Annotated in this window: 18 protein-coding genes (1 of these 18 only partly in view); 4 read left to right on the top strand and 14 right to left on the bottom strand. The window is 64.8% G+C overall.

The window, feature by feature from the left end; genetic code table 11:
• A protein-coding gene (locus EJ074_RS21505) for a M23 family metallopeptidase (protein ID WP_165349994.1) crosses the window boundary here: on the top strand, positions 1 to 1,024 show its 3' portion. 956 nt of this gene lie to the left of the window's left edge; 1,024 of the gene's 1,980 nt are visible here — the last part of the coding sequence; its start codon lies off the left edge, out of view; the stop codon is at positions 1,022 to 1,024.
• Between the two features lie 59 nt (positions 1,025 to 1,083).
• On the opposite strand, the gene EJ074_RS21500 is transcribed toward EJ074_RS21505, so the two are convergent.
• The 9 genes from EJ074_RS21500 to EJ074_RS21460 all read right to left on the bottom strand — a co-directional run bounded on the left by EJ074_RS21500 (position 1,084) and on the right by EJ074_RS21460 (position 14,929).
• Positions 1,084 to 2,631, bottom strand: coding sequence for an MFS transporter (locus tag EJ074_RS21500; RefSeq protein WP_129553744.1), 1,548 nt, complete (start codon positions 2,629 to 2,631; stop codon positions 1,084 to 1,086).
• 226 nt (positions 2,632 to 2,857) lie between these two features.
• Positions 2,858 to 4,396 carry a L,D-transpeptidase family protein gene (locus EJ074_RS21495; protein WP_129553743.1) on the bottom strand — a complete coding sequence of 513 codons (1,539 nt, stop codon included), beginning with the start codon at positions 4,394 to 4,396 and terminating at the stop codon, positions 2,858 to 2,860.
• A 121-nt stretch (positions 4,397 to 4,517) separates the two neighbouring features.
• Entirely contained in the window at positions 4,518 to 4,877 is a 360-nt protein-coding gene (locus tag EJ074_RS21490) for an MmcQ/YjbR family DNA-binding protein (RefSeq protein ID WP_095804917.1), read from the bottom strand.
• 122 nt (positions 4,878 to 4,999) lie between these two features.
• Positions 5,000 to 7,606, bottom strand: coding sequence for an ATP-dependent chaperone ClpB (gene clpB, locus EJ074_RS21485; RefSeq protein ID WP_129553742.1), 2,607 nt, complete (start codon positions 7,604 to 7,606; stop codon positions 5,000 to 5,002).
• 261 nt (positions 7,607 to 7,867) lie between these two features.
• Positions 7,868 to 8,869 carry a DUF4167 domain-containing protein gene (locus EJ074_RS21480; RefSeq protein ID WP_129553741.1) on the bottom strand — a complete coding sequence of 334 codons (1,002 nt, stop codon included), beginning with the start codon at positions 8,867 to 8,869 and terminating at the stop codon, positions 7,868 to 7,870.
• Positions 8,870 to 9,179: 310 nt separating this feature from the next.
• On the bottom strand, positions 9,180 to 10,049 hold the full coding sequence (prmC, locus tag EJ074_RS21475) for a peptide chain release factor N(5)-glutamine methyltransferase (protein ID WP_129553740.1): 870 nt from the start codon (positions 10,047 to 10,049) through the stop codon (positions 9,180 to 9,182).
• The gene (prfA, locus tag EJ074_RS21470) at positions 10,042 to 11,121 is read right to left on the bottom strand and encodes a peptide chain release factor 1 (RefSeq protein ID WP_129553739.1); all 1,080 of its coding nucleotides are present in this window, start codon (positions 11,119 to 11,121) and stop codon (positions 10,042 to 10,044) included. The genes prmC and prfA overlap by 8 nt, the downstream gene beginning before the upstream one ends.
• A 201-nt stretch (positions 11,122 to 11,322) precedes the next feature.
• Positions 11,323 to 13,593, bottom strand: coding sequence for a phosphoenolpyruvate--protein phosphotransferase (ptsP, locus tag EJ074_RS21465; protein WP_095804439.1), 2,271 nt, complete (start codon positions 13,591 to 13,593; stop codon positions 11,323 to 11,325).
• Between the two features lie 82 nt (positions 13,594 to 13,675).
• Positions 13,676 to 14,929 carry an aspartate kinase gene (locus EJ074_RS21460; protein ID WP_126089711.1) on the bottom strand — a complete coding sequence of 418 codons (1,254 nt, stop codon included), beginning with the start codon at positions 14,927 to 14,929 and terminating at the stop codon, positions 13,676 to 13,678.
• Between the two features lie 213 nt (positions 14,930 to 15,142).
• On the opposite strand from EJ074_RS21460, the gene EJ074_RS21455 reads away from it, so the two are divergent.
• Positions 15,143 to 15,439 carry a hypothetical protein gene (locus EJ074_RS21455; RefSeq protein WP_129553738.1) on the top strand — a complete coding sequence of 99 codons (297 nt, stop codon included), beginning with the start codon at positions 15,143 to 15,145 and terminating at the stop codon, positions 15,437 to 15,439.
• A 132-nt stretch (positions 15,440 to 15,571) separates the two neighbouring features.
• The gene (gene ubiG, locus EJ074_RS21450) at positions 15,572 to 16,321 is read left to right on the top strand and encodes a bifunctional 2-polyprenyl-6-hydroxyphenol methylase/3-demethylubiquinol 3-O-methyltransferase UbiG (protein WP_129553737.1); all 750 of its coding nucleotides are present in this window, start codon (positions 15,572 to 15,574) and stop codon (positions 16,319 to 16,321) included.
• 10 nt (positions 16,322 to 16,331) lie between these two features.
• On the opposite strand, the gene EJ074_RS21445 is transcribed toward ubiG, so the two are convergent.
• Positions 16,332 to 17,246 carry a DMT family transporter gene (locus EJ074_RS21445; protein WP_129553736.1) on the bottom strand — a complete coding sequence of 305 codons (915 nt, stop codon included), beginning with the start codon at positions 17,244 to 17,246 and terminating at the stop codon, positions 16,332 to 16,334.
• 92 nt (positions 17,247 to 17,338) lie between these two features.
• Here EJ074_RS21445 and EJ074_RS21440 point away from each other — a divergent pair, with 92 nt between their 5' ends.
• On the top strand, positions 17,339 to 17,833 hold the full coding sequence (locus EJ074_RS21440; RefSeq protein WP_165349993.1) for a MarR family transcriptional regulator: 495 nt from the start codon (positions 17,339 to 17,341) through the stop codon (positions 17,831 to 17,833).
• Between the two features lie 42 nt (positions 17,834 to 17,875).
• Here the strand turns inward: EJ074_RS21440 and EJ074_RS21435 are convergent, their stop codons facing one another.
• The 4 genes from EJ074_RS21435 to EJ074_RS21420 form a co-directional block, all read right to left on the bottom strand.
• Positions 17,876 to 18,301: a DUF1178 family protein gene (locus EJ074_RS21435; protein ID WP_129553735.1), complete on the bottom strand. Its 426-nt coding sequence runs from the start codon at positions 18,299 to 18,301 to the stop codon at positions 17,876 to 17,878.
• Positions 18,298 to 19,158 carry a carbon-nitrogen hydrolase family protein gene (locus EJ074_RS21430; RefSeq protein ID WP_129553734.1) on the bottom strand — a complete coding sequence of 287 codons (861 nt, stop codon included), beginning with the start codon at positions 19,156 to 19,158 and terminating at the stop codon, positions 18,298 to 18,300. The genes EJ074_RS21435 and EJ074_RS21430 overlap by 4 nt, the downstream gene beginning before the upstream one ends.
• 3 nt (positions 19,159 to 19,161) lie before the next feature.
• Positions 19,162 to 19,431: a glutaredoxin 3 gene (gene grxC, locus EJ074_RS21425; RefSeq protein WP_095804446.1), complete on the bottom strand. Its 270-nt coding sequence runs from the start codon at positions 19,429 to 19,431 to the stop codon at positions 19,162 to 19,164.
• Between the two features lie 83 nt (positions 19,432 to 19,514).
• Complete coding sequence (locus EJ074_RS21420) at positions 19,515 to 20,315, bottom strand: ComF family protein (RefSeq protein WP_129554076.1); 801 nt, start codon at positions 20,313 to 20,315, stop codon at positions 19,515 to 19,517.
• Positions 20,316 to 20,320 lie beyond the last annotated feature (5 nt).

Raw genomic sequence — 20,320 nt, 5'->3', positions numbered from 1 at the left:
GCTGCGCGTCGGCCTGGAGGTCCGCGGCGATATCGCCAAGGTCGTCCGCACCAGCGTTTACGATCGCACGACCCACATCGTCACCATCGCGCTCGACGACCGTGGCCAGTATGTGCCGGCGCAGGAGCCGGAACCCAATCCCGAATTGCTGACCGCCTTCGACGATTCCCCGCCCGTGGTGGTGCGCGGCAACCTGCCCAATGTCTATGACGGCATCTACCGCGCGGCCTATTCCTACGGCATGTCGAAATCGATGACGCAGCGGCTGATCAAGCTGCTTGCTTCCGACGTCGATTTCCAGTCGCGGCTCTCACCGTCCGATCGCCTCGAAGTGCTGTTCTCGCAGCCCGACGGCGACGACCAGACCTCCGACAGTTCCGAGCTTCTTTATGTGTCGGCCACCTTCGGCGGGCAGACGCGCAATTTCTACCGCTTCCAGATGCAGGACGGCAGCACCGACTATTTCGACGAGAACGGTTCGAGCGCCCAGCAGTTCCTGCTGCGCAATCCGCTGCCCGCCGGCAAATTCCGCTCAGGCTTCGGCGCCCGCCGGCACCCGATTCTCGGCTATGTGCGCATGCATACCGGCGTCGACTGGGCAGCGCCCATCGGCACGCCGATCATTGCGGCCGGCAATGGCGTCGTCGAGAAGGTCGGCTGGGCAGGCGGCTACGGAAAGCAGATCATCATCCGCCACGCCAATGGCTACGAGACTTCCTACAATCACCAGAGCGCGTTCGCCAAAGGCATGCAGCCCGGCATGCGGGTGCGCCAGGGCCAGGTCATCGGCTACCTCGGCCAGACCGGCCTCGCCACCGGCCCGCATCTTCACTACGAGCTGATCGTCAACGGCACCAAGGTCGATCCGATGCGCGTGCGCCTGCCGGTGGGCAAGGTGCTGAGGGGCGACGACCTGGTCGCCTTCAAGCGCGAGCGCGACCGCATCGACGACCTGCTCAAGCAGGAAGACGGCAATTCGCTGAAGGTCGCCAGCGCCAAGACGGATTCGCAGGTTCCGAACTGAGCAGTTCCACGAAAGGCGAGAAACCGGCTTTGCCCGGCATAGCATAAGACGCGGACTGCCTATCCGCGCTCCGTTTGCTGCGGCCAGGGCGACGCCTGGCCGGGCACCGTGAACCAGGCGGTGATCGCGGACAGCAGGCAGAGCAGCGCCGTGACCGCCGCCACCGCGGCAAAGGCCGAATCGCTCGCGGCGATCCTCGACGCATCGAGATTGGCTGCCAGCCCGGACGCGGGCTCGCCGAAGCCGGGCATGCCGGCGGGATTGCCGGTCAATCGCGCATAGACGAAAGCCGCCAGGGAACCCATCGCCGCCACCGCGATCAGCCCGCCGATGCGCGAGACGGCGTTGTTGATGCCTGAGGCCGCACCCGTATCCCGGTCCTCGACGGAGGTCATGATCGCCGTCGACAGCGGCGACACGACCAGCGCCATGCCAAGCCCCATCAACGCCATCAGCGGAAAGATCCCGGTCCAGAACCGGTGGATGCCGGCATGGCTGAGCAGGGCGAGACCGGCAAAGGCGACGGCGACAATCAGGCTCCCCGCGGCAATCGGCAGGCGCGGACCGATTCGGTCGGACCAGTGGCCGACCGGCCCCGAAAGCAGCGCGATCAATGCCGAGAGCGGCACGAAGATGACGCCGACCTCGGCCGAGTTCAGGCCCCAGCCGGCGATCAGAACCATAGGCAGGTAGAAGAGGTTGGCCGAAAGCGCGAAATAGAGGAAGAAAGTTGCAAGGTTGGCGCCGGCGAAGGCGCGGTTGCGAAACAGGCCGAGATCGATCATCGGCTCGCGCTGCCAGCGCTCGTAGAGGACGAAGACGATCAGCAGGACGACACCGGCGCCGATCGCCGGCCCTGCCATCACGCCGCCGCCCTCGGCGTTCATCGCCGTCAGCCCGTAGGCCAGCGATCCGAAGGCGAGCGTGGCGAGCCCGGCACCGCCGAGATCGAGGCTGCGTTTCTCGGTCGGCTGGTCGGCCGGAATCTTGGCGAGCAGCAGATAGATCGAGACCAGTCCGAGCGGCAGGTTGACGGCGAAGATGGCGCGCCAGACGCCGTTGCCGAAGGTCGACAGCACCAGGCCGCCCAGCACCGGACCAAGCGCCGTCGTCAGCGCCGACGCCGCTGCCCAGATGCCGATCGCCCGGCCGCGCTCCTTTTTCGGATAGGCCTTGGCGATGATGGCAAGGCTGCCTGGCACCATGATCGCGGCGCCGATGCCCTGGACGGCGCGAACCGCGATCAGCACCGCCGGATTGGGCGCCAACGCGCAGGCGAGGGAAGAGACGATGAAAAGCGCGATGCCGGTGACGAAGGCGTGCCGCAGTCCGAATCGGTCGCCGGCGGCACCACCTGCGAGAATCAACGCCGAGAGCGTCAGCGCATAGGCATTGGAGATCCACTGCGCTTCCGCCAGGCTGGCGCCCAGGTCGACGCGCAGCGCCGGCATGGCGATGGCCAGCACAGAGCCGTCGATGAAGCCGAGCGCCGAGGCCAGGATCGCCGCGACCAGCACGAACTTGCGTCGCGCCTGAGGACAGAACGTGCCGTTCGCGCGCTGCGCGGTCGAAAGCGAATCGGCGGTGTGTTCGTCCGAAGCTGACATGACAGCCTGCTTAGCTCTGCGATGCACTCGCAACAACGAGCCACAGGATTGCGGTTCTTGAAACAGATTGTGCTGGCACACGGCCAGCGGGCGACAGTCATGAGACAAACGAACCGGCCTGCGTCAGGTTCCGGTCCCCCCGGGCGCTGTCCGTTCAGACCTGGCCCCAGGGTCGCCTTTATCGTGCGTGCTGGCGCGGCTTTTCTATGCCGCCGCGCCGCGCGCCTCACTGCTGCACAAAATCATCGGTTGCGGTCCCGCCGACGTCAGCGATTGTTGGTCCGCCGACGAATTCCACGGTAACGCCCGGCGACACGAGCTTGGCGAGTTCGCGTGCATCCCAGTTGGTCAGTCGCACGCAGCCATGGCTTTCGGTCTTGCCGATCTTGGAAGGGTCGGGCGTGCCGTGAATGCCATAGGTCGGCTTGTCCAGCGCGATCCAGACCGAGCCGACCGGACCGTTCGGCCCCGGCGGGATGGTCAGGATCTTGTCGTTCTGGCCTTGCTTGAAATTGATGTTGGGATTGTAGGTGTAGTTGGGGTCGAGCGCGATGCGGGACACAGTGTGGATGCCCGACGGAGAAGGCGTGTCGGACGAGCCGATGGTGGCCGGGTAAGCCGCGACCAGCTTGCCGCCGGCATCATAGGCGAAGACTTCCTTCTTGTCCTTGTCGGCAACGATGCGTGCAACCGGTGTCGACACCAGCTGTCCGAAATTGGCGACCTTGATGATCGTGCCCGGGCGATTGAAGTCGAGGCCCTTGTTGATCGACTTGAGGTAGTTCTCATCCATGTGGAAGCGCTCGGCGAGCGCCTCGGTGACGGAGGTGTAACCCATGCGATCGAGCTTGGCCTTCTGGCTGTAGTCTTCCGGGATCGACGCGACATAGGGGCCTGCCACGTCCTCGGGGGTGATCGTGTAAGAGGCGAAAGCGTCGCCGCCCGATTGAGCGAGGGCGGCCTCGATTCCGGCCGCATCGGTCGATTTCAGATTGCTGCCGGTGATCTGATTGTAGGCGGCCAAAGCCTTGTCGACATTCGAGCCGAAGCGCCCGTCGATGACCCCCGGCGAAGCGCCGCCGCGGTCGAGCAGCACCTGAAGCGCGGCAACGTCCTGGCGCACGCCGAGCGACAACGATGGATCGACGCTGGCCTTGCCGCCGGTGTCCGGCGGCAGCGAGGCCTGCGTTTCCGGATTGACCTGCAGCACTTCTCCCTGGCCAGGCTGCGCCGGCTCGATCGACGCCTCGTCCAATGGCTGGCGCTTGATCGTGTCCGAGTTTGGTGACTGCGGCAAAGTGGCGGTTTCGCCCTCATCGTTCGGCGCCGGCGGATAGGCATCGATGAAATTTTCGCCATACGGATCGTTTTCATCGACCGGCGGCGGAATCACCCTGCCCTCTTCTTCCAACTGCCTGCGGCGGAAGCGCGCCATGTCTTCGGGATCGTCGAGATAGTAGCGATCATCCTCGGCCGGAGCGCGGCCAAGTTCCTGCATGCGCAACTGACGGCGAAGCGCCCTGCGGTCGAGCCTGGTCCCGGGCGGCTGGATGGCGATCACCTTGCCGGTCTCGGCATCGACAAGCACCCGGTTGCCCCTGCCGTCATAGTAGATGTCGATATCGCCTTCCTGGGCGAGCATTAGCCCGCCGTGCTGCGCTGGCCGGGCGGCACTCTGCCCGCCGTCCACGCTCGGCGCCGCGAAGGCACTGGAAGTCACCAGCCCGGCCGCGAGTGCCGAAAGGGAAAGGATCGTGCGCAGCATGTAGGTCAAGCTCTCCGGTCGACGTGGTCTTGGCAGGCGAACCCTTCGCCAGCAAACCAGTTACCAAAACTAAGGTTCCAACATGAACCGGGCATGAAGATGGCGGATTCCCGGCGTTTCATCAGCCCAGCCCCAACTCGCTGCGCACCTGCCTGGTCAGCTTGAGGACAACCAGCCGATGGCTCTCGCGTACATAATCCTTCAGCGCGCCATCATCCACGCTCTGGCTTGTCTGGCGCTGGATCCATTTCATCCCGCGCGAGGCAAGATAGGGCGCGGGCCGGCAGCCCGGCTGCTCCTTCAGCACGTCATAGGCCAGGTCGGAACATTTGAAGGTGACGAAGACCTGCCCCTCCCGGTCATGCCCGCCGATCGCGAACACCTTGCCGCCGACCTTCCACACATGCGCGCCGCCCCACTGCACGACATGCGTCGCGGCCGGCAGCCCGGCGCAGAAGCCGTTGTAGTCCTCAAGCTTCATCCGAGCCACCTCCACGGCCTTCAAGTTCGGCCGCGGATTTGCAATGCGGTCGGATAAAAAAGCAAGAGCGCGCCGCATCCATGTGATGCGACGCGCTCCGGTTCATGCGCCCTGGTCCGGGCTCAGGCCGCGGCGTCGGTCGCCACAACCGAGGGCTTGGAGCGGAAGTTCAGGCGGTCGGAGCCGGCAGTGACCTTGACGGTCGAGCCGTCGAGGATCTCGCCCAGCAGTATCTGCTCCGCCAGCGGATCCTGCAGTTCCTTTTGCATCACCCGCTTCAGCGGCCTTGCGCCATAGGCCGGATCATAGCCCTTCGAGGCCAGCCACTCGATCGCCTCATGATCCAGCGACAGGCTGATCTTGCGATCGGTGAGCAGGTTCTCCAGCCGCTTGAACTGGATTTCGACGATGCGGTCCATATCGTGCCGACGCAGCCTGTGGAACAGGATCACTTCGTCGACGCGGTTGAGGAACTCCGGCCGGAACGAGGCTCTCACCACGCTCATCACTTCGTCGCGAACGGCATCGACATCCTGGTCTTCGCCAAGGTTGACCAGATATTCGGCGCCGAGGTTGGACGTCATGATGATCAGCGTGTTGCGGAAGTCGACCGTACGGCCCTGGCCGTCGGTCAGGCGGCCGTCGTCGAGCACCTGCAGCAGCACATTGAAGACGTCGGGATGCGCCTTCTCGATTTCGTCGAACAAGACGACCTGATAAGGCCGGCGCCGCACCGCTTCGGTCAGCGCGCCGCCTTCCTCATAGCCGACATAGCCGGGAGGCGCGCCGATCAGCCGGGCGACCGAGTGCTTTTCCATGAACTCCGACATGTCGATGCGCACCATGGCGCCCTCGTCATCGAACAGGAAGTTGGCCAGCGCCTTGGTGAGCTCGGTCTTGCCGACGCCGGTGGGCCCAAGGAACATGAACGAGCCGATCGGCCGGTTTGGATCCTGCAGGCCGGCGCGCGCGCGCCGCACGGCCTTGGAAACCGCCTGCACCGCCTCGCCCTGGCCGACGACCCGCTTGCCGATCTCGTCTTCCATGCGCAGCAGCTTCTCGCGTTCGCCTTCCAGCATCTTGTCGACCGGAATGCCCGTCCAGCGCGACACGATATGAGCGACGTGGTCGGGCGTGACCACCTCCTCCACCATGCCGCCCTTGCCGTCCTGCGCCTCGGCTTCGTTCAGCCTCTTTTCCAGTTCCGGGATCTTGCCATAGGCAAGCTCGCCGGCGCGCTGGAACTCGCCCTTGCGCTGGGCAATCGCCAGTTCGTTGCGCGCTTCGTCGAGCTGCTTTTTCAGGTCGGCGGCGAGGCCGAGCTTCTGCTTTTCGGCCTGCCACTTGGTGGTCAGTTCGGTCGACTGCTCCTCGAGGTCGGCGAGGTCCTTCTCCAGCCGTGCAAGCCTGTCCTTCGAGGCGTCGTCCTTTTCCACCTTCAGCGCCTCGCGCTCGATCTTGAGCTGCATGATGCGGCGGTCGATCTCGTCCAGCGCCTCCGGCTTCGAATCGACCTGCATCCTCAGCCGCGAGGCGGCCTCATCGACGAGGTCGATCGCCTTGTCCGGCAGGAAACGGTCGGCGATGTAGCGGTTGGAAAGCGTCGCAGCCGACACCAGGGCCGAATCGGAGATGCGCACCTTGTGGTGCTGCTCGTACTTCTCCTTCAATCCGCGCAGGATCGAGACGGTGTCCTCCACCGTCGGCTCGTCGATGAAGACAGGCTGGAAGCGGCGGGCAAGCGCGGGGTCCTTCTCGACATGCTTGCGATACTCGTCGAGCGTGGTCGCGCCGACGCAGTGCAGCTCTCCGCGCGCCAGCGCCGGCTTCAACAGGTTCGAGGCGTCCATGGCGCCATCCGCCTTGCCAGCGCCGACCAGCGTGTGCATCTCGTCGATGAACAGGATGATGTTGCCGCTGGCGGCCGTCACCTCGTTGAGCACGGCCTTCAGCCGCTCCTCGAACTCGCCGCGATATTTGGCCCCGGCGATCAGCGCGCCCATGTCGAGCGCCATCAGTTGCTTGTCCTTCAGCGATTCCGGCACATCGCCATTGACGATGCGCAGCGCCAGGCCTTCGGCGATCGCCGTCTTGCCGACGCCCGGCTCGCCGATCAGCACCGGATTGTTCTTGGTGCGGCGCGACAGCACCTGGATCGTGCGGCGGATCTCGTCGTCACGGCCGATGACCGGATCGAGCTTGCCGGAGCGGGCGTCCGCGGTGAGGTCGCGCGCATATTTCTTGAGCGCGTCATAGCCCTGCTCGGCATTGGCCGAATCGGCGGTGCGGCCCTTGCGGACGTCGTTGATGACCTGGTTCAGCGCCTGCGCGGTGACGCCGGCCTTGGCCAGTATGTCGGCGGTCTTGGCCGACTTTTCCATGGCGAGCGCCTGCAGCAGGCGCTCCACGGTGACGAAGCTGTCGCCGGACTTCTTCGCCAGTTCCTCGGCGGTCGAGAACACTTTGGCGAGCGGCTGGGCGAGGTAGAGCTGGCCGTTGCCGCCTTCGACCTTGGGCATGGCTTCCAGCGCCGCCTCGACGCCGAGCTTGACGTCGCGCGCACGACCGCCGGCGCGCTCGATCAGGGAAGCGGCCAAGCCCTCGTCGTCGTCGACGAGCACCTTGAGCATATGTTCGGGAGTGAATTGCTGGTGGTTGCGCGAGAGCGCCATCGTCTGCGCGGACTGGATGAAACCGCGCACGCGCTCCGAATATTTTTCGAGATTCATATCTGTCTCCTTCCGTCACCGGCCCGCTTTGCGGCACCGGATCAGATTGCGGTGACGGACCCGCTCATTCGAGCCGGGCCCTGTTCAGCCGAGATATGGTGTATGGGCCCAAGTCTCTCAAGACACGTTGATATTGGTCAACGCAGATTATTCCGATGCGGGTCGCCCATAAGTGTGCAGACACGGCGGCTTTTGGGCGCGCACAAACGAAAACGGCGGAGATGTCTCTCCGCCGGTCAATGTCTCATGATCAGGTCTGGATCAGTCGTTTGCTGCGACGACCGCAGGTTCGCTCGCCGGCTCGCCAGCACTGTTGTCGCCGGCGTTGTTTTCGGTCGACGGCGCGGCATTAGTCTCCTCGCGCGCAGTGGCTACGGCGTCGTTGCCCTGCCCTGCCGCCTCACGTTCATCGGCCGAGGCGTTCGCCTGGTCGCTGTTTCCCTGCTCGGCATTGCCGCGCTGGCGGCGCGGACGCCGCGGGCGGCGACCGCCACCATTGTCCATGGCGGCCTCGTTGAGTTCAGCCTGGGCAGCAAGAGCGGCCGGCGAAAAACTGCCGAACAAAGGCGCCTGCTCGGCCGGGAGACCAGCCTCGCTGGAGGCGGCCGCTTCCGGCTGCGCGGCCTGTGCCTCGCCGCGGCGGTTCTGGTCGAACTGCTGCCCGCCATGCTCGCCACGCTGGCCCTCGCCGCGCTGTCCATTATCGCGCTGGCCATACTGGCCATAGCCGCCATTGCGGCGGTCGCGGTGTCGGTCGCGGCCACTGTTGTCGCGCTGGTTGTTGTCGCGGCGATTGTTGTCGCGGCCGTTTTCCTGGTTGTAAGCCAGTTCGGCCGGCGTGCCCTCGATCACGGGCTGCGGACCGGACCCGGTCGCCGCGGCCGGCTGCTCGCCGGCATTGGTGTTGCCGATGCTCTCGAAATCGTCGCGATCCTCATCGACCTCGTCGTCGAAATCGTCGCGGTTCTGCTGGACGTTCTGGATCGGCATCTGCGCCTGCGCAGCGGCAATGATGCGATTGTAGTGTTCGGCGTGCTGGAGATAGTTCTCCGCCATCACCCGGTCCCCGGAGCTTTGCGCGTCACGGGCGAGTGCGGCATATTTTTCGGCGATCTGCTGAGCCGAGCCACGGATCTTCACGTCCGGACCGTTGCTCTCGTAGTTGCGCGTCAGGGGATTGGGCCCCTTGCGGTTGTTGTTGTTGCCACCGCCGCCATTGTTGTTGCGACCGCGCATGCGCCTGTTCTGCTGTTGTGGCCTCATTCGACTCTCTTCGATGTGAAAATATCAAATCTCTCGCGACCGGTGGCGCTCATGCAGCCAGCCGTTTCGCTTCTTCACCGGCGTTCGCCCGCATCGATTGCGTTGGCGCCACGTGCCATCCTGTTCCGGTTACATCACTTGCCGGACGATCCCCGCACGAAGCTTGGGCGTCGTTTTCGCAAGAAGGCAGCTATTTCCAAGGAAAACCGAATCGCTAGGAGCACTGCCTGCTTCGTCTCATCCGGTCAAGCTGGACCCTAGCTGTATTCCCTTGCATTGCCAAGCGTTTTTTCGCATTGCACCAAGGCTTTCAACGCTCGAACACCAGAACCCTGTCGTTTCCACCGAGATCGCGATACGCGCCTGCCGGGCTGTAGCCTTCTGTGGTGAATATCCCGGTAACCTCGTCTCGCTGCGTGTAGCCGATCTCGACAGCTACCTTGCCTTGCATTTCAAGAAATGGGCCCGCCTCGCGGGCAATGATCCTGTAGGGTGCCAGACCGTCCGCGCCGCCATCTAGGGCCAGTCGCGGATCGAAATCGCGGACCTCGTCCTGCAGATTTCCAATGTCTCGACTGCGTATATAGGGAGGGTTCGCGACAATTACATGGTATCGGCCGGAAACTTTTTCGAACCAGTTGGAATGCAAGGCTTTGAACCGGCCGTCGAGCCCGAGATCCACGGCGTTTTGCATGGCAGTGGCCAAGGCGCCGGGGGAGACGTCGACGCCGGTCGCGGTGGCGACGGCAACGGCGCTGAGCAGCGCCAGCGCGATGGCGCCGGTTCCGGTGCCGAGGTCGAGGATCCGGCACTCTCCAAGGCGCTCCGCCGTCGTCTTCACAAAGGGCAGGATCGCCTCGACCAGCGTTTCGGTGTCGGGCCGCGGCTCCAGCGTTTCCGGCGAGAGCGACAGTCGCAGGCCGTAGAATTCGCGATAGCCGAGGATGCGATGCACCGGCTCACCTGCGACGCGACGCCTCAGGGCGGCGTCAATGGCAGTGAGGGCAGTTGCGTCGACCGGATGACCTGGCTCGGCGATCGCCTGGACGCGGGTCGCGCCCGAGAAATGCTCGACGATCAGTCGGGAATCGAGCGCCGGATCGGCAATGCCGGCGGCAGCGAGCCGTTGCCTCGCCGCGCGCAGCAGCGAACCGAGCGCGGCGGGCAGCGCATCAGCCATCAGGGCTCATATCGGCAAGCAGCTTCGACTGATGGTCGGCGATCAGCGCGTCGATCACCTCGTCGAGCTCGCCCATCATCACTCGGTCGAGCTTGTAGAGCGTGAGGTTGATCCGGTGGTCGGTGACCCGGCCTTGCGGGAAATTATAGGTGCGGATGCGCTCCGACCGGTCGCCCGAACCGACCTGCGATTTGCGCGACTCCGAGCGTTCTTCGTCCGCGCGGCTGCGTTCGAGGTCGTAAAGCCGAGCCCGGAGGATCTGCATGGCCCGCGCCCGGTTCTGATGCTGCGACTTCTCTGCCTGCACCACCATGATGCCGGTCGGCAGATGGGTGATGCGCACCGCCGAGTCGGTGGTGTTCACATGCTGGCCGCCGGAACCCGAGGCGCGCATCGTGTCGATGCGGATGTCCTCGGGCCGGATCTCGATGTCGACCTCCTCGGCCGCCGGCAGCACAGCGACGGTCGCCGCCGAGGTATGGATGCGTCCGCCGGCCTCGGTTTCCGGCACGCGCTGCACGCGGTGCACGCCCGATTCGAACTTCAGATGCGCGAACACGCCCTTGCCCGACACCGAGGCGATGATTTCCTTGTAGCCGCCGACTTCGCCCTCGCTGGCCGAGACGACCTCGAAGCGCCAGCCGCGCGCGGCGGCGTAGCGCTCATACATGCGGAACAGGTCACCGGCGAACAAGGCCGCCTCGTCGCCGCCGGTGCCGGCGCGGATTTCAAGGATAGCGTTCCTGTCGTCGGCGGCGTCCTTGGGCAGCAGCAGGATCTGGATGTCCTTCTGCAGCGCCTCGATGCGGTTTTCCACCTCGGGCAGGTCGGCCTCGGCAAGCGACCGCATCTCGGCGTCGGTGCCCTTGTCGGCAAGCATCGCTTCCAGATCGGCCTGCTCCTGCTCGGCGGCGCGCAACGCCCGGATCTTGCCCACCATCTCCTGGATGTCGGCATATTCCGAAGCCATCTTTACATAGGCATCGGCCGCCGGCCCAGCCGACATCTGCGCTTCAAGCATGTCGAAACGCTTGACGACTTGGTCCATGCGGTCGCGGGGCAGGTTGATCATGGTCTTGGAACTTCGATGGAATTCACGCCAGAGCTAGTCGAAAATGGCCGGTTTCGAGACCGGAGTGTACATTTAGGTACATGAGCACCGGCCTACGCCGGCCATAGCCTTAATTCAACTGCCGCGCCACTCATGAATACTGCGGCCGGCTGAGGCCGGAAGCGCAGAAAATTGCCGTTTGCAGACCGCCCTCACGTGAAGCTAGAGCGGAATGGAGCGGTCGTCGGCAAAGGCCTGCAGCAGCGCCCGCATTGGGATTCCTTGCGCAGGCGCCATCAAATTGTCCTTGAAGAAGGCCTCCAGTTCCTGCAGCGGCAGTTCGGTCAGCATCGCCTTGACCGGTCCGATCGAGGCCGGCGACATCGAGATCGAGCGAAAGCCCAAGCCGATCAGCGCCATCGCAGAGATCGGCTTGCCGGCCAATTCGCCGCACAGCGTCACCGGCGTGTGGTTGCGCGCGCCGGCATCGGCGATCGACTTCAGCACGCGCAGGAACGGCACCGACAGCGTGTCGAAACGGTCGGCAAGCTGGGTGTTGCCGCGATCGACCGCCATCATGAACTGGAAGAGATCATTGGAGCCGACCGAAACGAAGTCGACCGCCTTCATCAATTCGTCGAGCTGGAACAGCAGCGACGGCACCTCCAGCATCGCGCCGAGCTTGAGGCTGGTCGGCAGATGATGGGCGAAGCGCGACAGATGCCGGACCTCGCGATCGATGATCTCGCGCGCCTGCGCAATCTCCGACAGCTCGGTCACCATGGGCAGCATCAGCTTCAGCTCACGGCCGCCGCAGGCCTTGAGCAAGGCGCGGATCTGAGTCCTCAGCAAGCCTGGACGGTCGAGGGTGAGCCGGATCGCCCGCCAGCCAAGCGCCGGGTTTTCTTCCTGAAGGGCGCCCTTGAAATAGGGCAGCACCTTGTCGCCGCCGATGTCGATGGTTCGGAACGTCACCGGCTTTCCGCGCGCGGCGTCCAGCACGTCGCGGTAGAGCCGCTCCTGCGCCTCGGCGCGCGGGAAGGTCGAGGCGACCATGAACTGCAATTCGGTGCGGAACAGGCCGATGCCGGCAGCGCCCGATTCGGCAAGCTGCGGCAGGTCGACCGCGAGCCCAGCATTCATCAGCAGATCGACATGGACGCCGTCCTTGGTCAGCGACGGCTTCTTGCGCAGTTCGCGGTAGACCTCCTGCCGCCGGGCGCGGAAGCGGACCTTCTCGGCATAGGCGGCTTCGAGATCAGCCTGCGGCCTGAGATGGATCGTGCCTTCGTCGCCGTCGACGATGATGGCATCGCCGTTCTCCGCCATGGAGACGGCGCCCTTCATCTGGCCGGCGACGGGTATGCCCATGGCCCGCGCGACGATGACGACATGGCTGGTGGCCGCGCCGTCCTCCAGCACCACGCCGCGCAATTTGTCCCTGGGGTAATCGAGCAGTTCGGCCGCACCCATCGAGCGGGCGACAAGGATGGCATCCTTGGGCAGCGAAGCGGCCACGTCCTCCGGACCGCGCCCCATGAGCTGGCGCAGGAGCCGGTTGGCGAGGTCATCGAAATCGCTCATCCGCTCGCGCAGGTAAGGATCGGTCATGTGCAGCATGCGGGCGCGCATGTCGCTCTGCACCTTTTCGACCGCCGCTTCCGCCGTCAGGCCGTTGCGGATCGCCTCTTCCAGCCGGCGCACCCAGCCGCGATCGTTGGCGAACATGCGATAGGCTTCCAGCACCTCGCGATGCTCGCCCTCGAAGGCGACGTCGCGCCGCTCCAGCATGTCGTCGATGGAGAGCCGCAGCGAACCGAGCGATCGGTCGAGGCGGCGCACCTCCTCCTCGCTGTCCTCGTTGAACAGGTTGGTAACGACGATGCGCGGCTCGTGCAGCACGACATGGCCGAGGCCGACGCCTTCGTTGAAGGAGAGGCCGGTGAAGCTTACCGGGCGACTGAGATCGAGCTCGAGCCCCGGCCGGGTCAGGCGGGCGAGATCGCCGGTAGCGATCATCTCGGCGATCACCATCGCCGTCGTTTCCAGCGCCTCGACCTCGTCGTCGCGATAATGGCGCATGGTCTTGTTCTGCACCACCAGCACGCCCAGCGTGCGCCCTGCCCTCAGCACCGGCACGCCGAGGAAGGAATTGTAGATCTCCTCGCCCGTCTCCGGCAGGTAGGCGAAGGCCGGATGCTCCTGCGCATTGGAAAGATTGAGCGGCCGCGCGCTGGCGGCAATCGTGCCGACGAGACCCTGTCCGAGCCGCAACTGGGCCAGGTGGACCGCGTTGGGGTTCAGACCCTCGGTGGCGTAGAGCTCGAGCACCGAATCGGCGCGCAGCACGTAGAGCGAGCACACTTCGGCGACCATGTTGGAGGCAATGTCGCGCACGATACGGTCGAGCCGCTCCTGCGGCTCCAGCGGCTCTTGCATGAGCTCGCGGAGCCGTTTCAGCAGAACGCGCGGGCCACTGGCCGTATCACGCATCGCGGCTTCTTCTCCAATAGAGTCCTTGCCGGCGCAGTTTCGGCTGCGCCCGGCTCTCACGCAACAACTGACTCAGTTCTAGCTATTGCTTATCGAGACCGTAGACGGAATGCAAAGTGCGAACCGCAAGTTCCGTATAGGGACCATCGATCAGTATCGAGATTTTGATTTCGGACGTCGTGATGGCGCGGATATTGATCGCCTTGTCGGCCAGCGCCTTGAAGGCGGTGGCGGCGACGCCGGCGTGGCTGCGCATGCCGATGCCGATGACCGAGACCTTCGACATGCCGGCTTCCGACTGCACCACGTCATAGCCGACATCGGCCTTCAACCGCTCGAGCACGGCCAGCGCCTTGTCGACGTCGCCCGAAGGCACGGTGAAGGTCATGTCGGTGAACTTGCCGTCCTCGGAGATGTTCTGGACGATCATGTCGACATTGATGTTGGCCTCGGCCAGCGGGCCGAAGATGCCAGCGGCCACGCCAGGGCGGTCGCCGACGCGGCGCAGCGAAATCTGCGCCTCGTCCTTGGCGTAGGCAATTCCGGTGACGACCTGCTGTTCCACGATCTCTTCCTCGTCGCAAATAAGCGTTCCGGGCGGATTGAGCAAATCCCCCATTCCGGGCGCATCGGGATCGTCGAAGGACGACCGCACGAAGGTACGCACCCTGTGCACCATGGCAAGCTCGACCGATCGCACCTGCAGCACCTTGGCGCCCAGCGAGGCCATTTCGAGCATTTCCTCGAACGAAATCTTGGCCAGCCGGCGGGCTTTCGGCTCGATGCGCGGATCGGTCGTGTAGACGCCGTCGACATCGGTGTAGATGTCGCAGCGGTCGGCCTTGACCGCCGCGGCGATGGCCACGGCGCTGGTGTCGGAGCCGCCGCGGCCGAGCGTCGCGATGCGGTTATCCGGGCCGATGCCCTGGAAGCCGGCGATCACCGCCACCTGGCCCTCGCCGAAGCGCTTGACCAGGAACGCGCCGTCGATGTCGAGGATCCGCGCCGCGCCATGCGCGTTGTCGGTCTTGATCGGGATCTGCCAGCCTTGCCAGGAGCGGGCGTGCACGCCCATGTTCTGCAGCGTGATCGCCAGCAGGCCTGCGGTGACCTGCTCGCCGGACGCGACGACGGCGTCGTATTCGCGCGCGTCGTGCATCGGCGAGGCTTCCCGGGTCCAGGCGACCAGCTCGTTGGTCTTGCCGGCCATGGCCGAAACCACCACGGCAACCTCGTGGCCTGCGTCGACCTCGCGTTTGACATGGCGCGCCACATTGCGGATGCGAGCGATGTCGGCGACCGAGGTTCCGCCGAATTTCATCACGATGCGCGCCATGGAAGCGAAATGCCTTTGACTGAAGCCGGCTCAAGGCCGGAGATGCGAAAGTTGCGCCCGGCAAGCCGAGCCGCGGAAATGCGCGGCCTCCTTAGCCAAATCGGCCAGGCTTCGCAAGCGATGGCCGACAAAGAAGGATCGTGCCAGGCATCCTGACAGCTTTCTTGCGGCCGGCATGCGATAGGATGGGAAATCAAACTCGCGGAGGAATTCATGACCGAGACCCTCGAAATCGTCAGCTTCCGTCTCAAGCCGGGAGCTGCGGCCGATTTTGTCGCCAGCAACGGCGTTGTCACCGACTGGCTTGCGCGGCAGCCCGGCTTTCTCAGCCGTCAGCTCGGCGAACGCGAAGATGGGGAGTGGATCGATGTCGTGCGCTGGCAAAGCCTCGAACAGGCGCAGTCCGCGGCTCAGCGCATTATGCCCGAGATCGGCGACTGCAAGGCGATGCAGGCGATCGAGCCGGCCAGCGTCACCATGAGCCATGTCGCTGTTGCGCTGTCGCGTTAGGCTCGATTGCCCTTTTGACCGAGAGGTTTGGCAGCGAGTGGCGGCAGCAGCGGAAAAACCTGCCTTGACTTTCGCTGCCGGGGACCCGACTTCCTAGCGTTCCCCGATTTCGTAGTGTTCGAGGAGTCCCCCATGCCAGAGCCCCGCCGATCGACCATCGACGCCGGAGAAGTCGAGCGCTTCTCCGCCCTTGCCGCCGAGTGGTGGAACCCGAATGGCAAGTTCCGCCCGCTGCACAAGTTCAATCCGGTACGGCTCGCCTATATCCGCGACCAGGTGGCAGCGCGCTTCGGCCGCGATCCGCGCGCCGCGCGGCCTTTCGAGGGCCTGCGCTTCCTCGACATCGGCTGCGGCGGAGGTTTGCTGTGCGAACCTATGGCGCGACTTGGCGCCGAGGTTGTCGGCGCCGATGCTTCCGCCACCAACATCGAAGTCGCCAAGCTCCATGCGGCCGAGGGCGGCGTCAGCATCGACTACCGCGCTACCACCGCCGAGGCGTTGGCGGACGCCGGCGAGACGTTCGACGTCATCCTCAACATGGAAGTGGTCGAGCATGTCGCCGACGTCGATCTGTTCGTCGCCAAATGCAGCGAGATGGTCCGGCCTGGCGGCATCATGTTCGTCGCCACCATCAACCGCACGCTGAAGGCGCTGGGACTCGCCATCATCGGCGCCGAATATGTGCTGCGCTGGCTGCCGCGCGGCACGCATCAGTTCGGCAAGCTGGTGCGGCCCGAGGAATTGGGAAAGGCGCTTGTCGCGGCCGGACTCACGATCATCGATCGAACCGGCGTGATCTATCATCCGCTGGCCGACCGCTGGCAGAAATCGAAGGACATGGACGTCAACTACATGGTGCTGGCCGAGAAAGCTTCGGTCTGACCCTTGCTTGTCAGGCCGGCTGGTTCTGCACCTTCATGCTCGTCTGGTTCTGCGCCTTGGTCGTGATGAAGACGCCGGCCGTGATGATGACCGCCCCCAGCCAGGTCAGCAGCTGATAGTGCTCGCCAAGGAAGATCGTGCCGGCAAACAAGCCGACCGCCGCCGCGACATAGCCGATCTGGCTGAGATAGACCGGCCCGCCGACCGACTGCAGCCGGAAGAAGAAAGCGAACATCGCCGAAGCCGAAGCGATCTGTCCGGCAGCCACCAGCGGCACGCCACGAAGCGGCGCAAACGCCTGCCAGCCGAACAGCGTCAGGATACCGATCAGCAGCAAGGTCGCCGAAGCGAGATGACTGCCGACCGCAAGCTCGATCGGGCCGGTGTTTTCCGGCCAATCGATTGTGCGGTAGATGTTGCCGACCGCGAGGCTTACCGGAATGAGCAGCCCCACAGCCACCCAGAAATAGTCGGCCGGCTGGCCGGCTTCGCCCCGCGTCAGGGCAACCATCGCCGCCCCGGCAAAGCCCACTGCGATGCCGATGACGCCGAGCAGGTTGGGCCGCCGCACGCCGAGCAGGATCGAGAAGACCAGCGTGATCACCGGGGACAGCGTGAACATGATGCCCGTGTAGCCGGCGCCCAGATGCGGGATGGCCGAGAACATCAGCAGGTTGGGAAAGGCGTAGGAAACGGCGGCGGTGACGAAGAAATAGCGCAGCTTGCGCGCAGTCAGCCGGATGCGCCGACCGCCGAGCAGCAACGCGCACAACAGCACGCCGCCGGCGCCGAACGAGATCACGAAAGCCCAGACCATCGCCGGCACTCCGGAGGCGGTCGCCAGCTTGCCGAAGGGCAGCGTCATGCCGAGCAATCCGCCGGTGACGATCAGGAGGCCGGCTGCCGAATCCCAAAGAAATTTCATCGAATGGGTCCATTCTTCACAGTCGGCGCTTGGCCGCCACGATATCTTGCGTTAATATACTGCCAAGATTCTTAACGTCAAGATACTTTTAAATGAGACACATCGATCGCGCGAGCAAGGCCATCGAGCAATGGCGGAAGGAACGGCCGGACCTCGACGTCTCGCCTATGGGCGTGATCGGGCGGTTGAATGAAGTGTCTTCGCTGATCGCACGCGACCACCTGGCGCCGGTCTTCGCCCGTTTCGGCCTGCAGCAGGGCGAATTCGACGTGCTGGCCACGCTTCGCCGCTCCGGCGCGCCTTACGCGCTGACGCCGACCGACCTCTATGAGGCGACGATGGTCACATCGGGCGCCATGACCGCCCGCCTCGACCGGCTGGAGAAGGCCGACCTGATCCGACGCGCGCCGCATCCCAGCGACCGGCGCGGGATTGTGGTGCAACTGACCACGAAAGGCCGCGAGCTTACTGACCAGGCGCTTAACGCCCATGTTGCCAATGAACACCAGATCCTCGCCGGCCTGACACGTGAGGAGCGGGAAATTCTGGCGAGTTTGCTGCAGAAACTGATTGGAAGCCTGGGCTAAGCAATTCCAGGAAATGCGAGCCGCTTTTGCCAAGGGGCATCCTTAGTGCCGGTCCTCCGGAAAGCTCGGGATCGGCATGAACTCGACCCCGTCCTCGGCGAGGCTCTTTGCCTCCTCGGGCGTCGCCTCCCCATAGATGCCGCGCGGATCGGTTTCGCCGAAATGGATCTTGCGCGCTTCCTCGGCGAACTTGTCGCCGACATAGTCGGCGTTCTCGCGCACCTTGTCGGCCAGCGTCTTGAGCTGCTCCAGCGCCTGCTTCTGCGCCTCGCCCATGGCAAGTGCGACCTTTTCCTGTTTGCGCGACGTCGAGACGGCCGGCGCCATCAGCGCCTTTTCGACCTTATGCGAACCACAGGTCGGGCAATCGACGAAGCCGCGCTTCTTCTGCGTGTCGAAATCGTCATTGCTGCGAAACCACGCCTCGAATTCGTGCTCGCGCTCGCAGATGAGGGAAAAGCGGATCAAGAGGCCGCACCCCTGAGGCGCGGTGCCTCGCCGGCACTGACGCTGAACTCGCGCGCGTTCTTGAGATTGGGGATTTTCCTGCGCGCGGCGAGCGACTGGGCCGGATCGATCTCGGCGACGATCACCGCCGGCTCGTCATGCGCGGCTTCGGCGATGACACGGCCCCACGGGTCGACGATCAGCGAATGGCCGTAGGTCTCGCGGCCGTCCTCGTGCAGGCCGCCTTGCGCGGCCGCCACGACATAGGCGCCGTTTTCGATCGCGCGCGCCCTCAACAGCACATGCCAATGCGCCTCGCCGGTTTGACGCGTGAAGGCGGCCGGCACCGACAGCACATCGGCACCCGCCAGCGCCTCGGCGCGGAACAGCTGCGGAAAGCGCAGGTCGTAGCAGACGGCAAAGCCGAGTGTTGCGCCGTCGATCCCGGTGACGACCGCCTCGGTGCCCGGCTCGTAGGCGGCGGACTCGCGCCAGCTTTCACCATTGTCGAGATCGACGTCGAACATGTGGATCTTGTCGTAGCTGGCGAGCGTTTCGCCGTCCGGCGACAACAGCAGCGCGCGGTTGGCGAGCTTGCCGTCGGCGCGCAGGATGGCGGTCGAGCCGATATGCAGGAAGATGCCGAGTTCCTTGGCAAGCCTGCGCGCCGTCGCGACGATGACGTCCTTGTCCTCCGAGGTGAAGGACGCGGCCCGCGCCTCCTTGTCGCGCACCAGCGCGCCGGTCATTTCCGGCGTCTGGATATAGGTCGCGCCTTGGCTCGCCGCCTCGCGCACCAGTCGCTCCAGGTCGACTGCGTTGCGTTCGGGGCTCGTGCCGGAACGCATCTGGACTGCCGCCGCTTTGAAAACACCCATTGATCAGGCCCTCGAACCGTTGGCGAGCAGCGTGTCCAACCGACCCTGAGCCTCCAACTCGTGGAGATCATCACAGCCGCCGACATGCGTGTCGCCGATGAAGATTTGCGGAAAGGTGGTGCGCCCATGCGCGCGGGAAATCATTTCCTGGCGCAACTCCGGCGAAAACGACGCGTCATGCTCGGTATAGGCCACGCCCTTGCGCTCGAGCAGCCGCTTGGCTGCCGTGCAATAGCCGCACATCATGCGCGTGTAGATCGTCACATCGATCATCAGCTCAACGGTCCTGCCTGTGCATGTCTTCCCAAAATGCGCAGCAATTGCTGGATACATGCACAAAAACAACGATTTCAACCCTATATAGTTGCGGACTCGTCGGCCCGGAAGTCCCCCGGCAGGACACGCGCGAAGGTAAGCACGTCGACGGCCCCCGCGCCGCCCCTCTTCAGCGCCTTGGCCGCCGCCCGCGCTGTAGCTCCGGTAGTGTAGACATCGTCGATCAACAGCACCCGACGCCCGGCGATCACGATCTCGGCCTCGGGAGGCACGCGGAACGCAGCGCGCACATTCTCCTCGCGTTCATGCCGCTCCAGCCCGACCTGCTGGCGGGTGAGCTTCACGCGTCGCAGCGCCGCGGGAGAGAAAGGCAGGCCGCTCAGTTTCGAGACCGCCCGCGCCAGCTCCGCCGATTGGTTGAACTGCCGCCGGAAGAAGCGGCGCCAGTGCAGCGGCACCGGCACGACGACGTCGGCTTCGGCAATCAGCTCGGCGCCGGCGCGCATCATCCAGCGCGCCATCCATGGCGCAAGGTCGGTTCGATCCTGGTACTTCAGCCCTTGTACCATCTGCCGCGCGACTCCCGAATAGACCACCGCCGCCCGTGCCCGCTCAAACGGCGGCGGATCGGCGATCGCCTCGGCGGAAAGAAACCCTTCGCCCATGTCGTGGGTGAATGGCGTGCCCATCACCGGGCACCAGGGCTTCTCCAGCAGCCTGAGCTTCGGCCAGCAGGCGCCGCACAGCGCGCCGGGCTGTGAGACGTGGCGCCGGCAGCCGGCGCAGACCGGCGGAAACAGGATGCGCGCCGGCCAGCCCAGCGCCTGCCGCGCCAGGCTGCTGATCGCCATGGTCTTGATCTTCCGCACCGGATCGGCCACGTGAC

The organism is Mesorhizobium sp. M3A.F.Ca.ET.080.04.2.1 (assembly GCF_003952525.1).
Classification (GTDB): domain Bacteria; phylum Pseudomonadota; class Alphaproteobacteria; order Rhizobiales; family Rhizobiaceae; genus Mesorhizobium.
The sequence above is the reverse complement of the archived record's forward strand: the minus strand, read 5'-3'. Positions and strand labels throughout refer to the sequence as shown.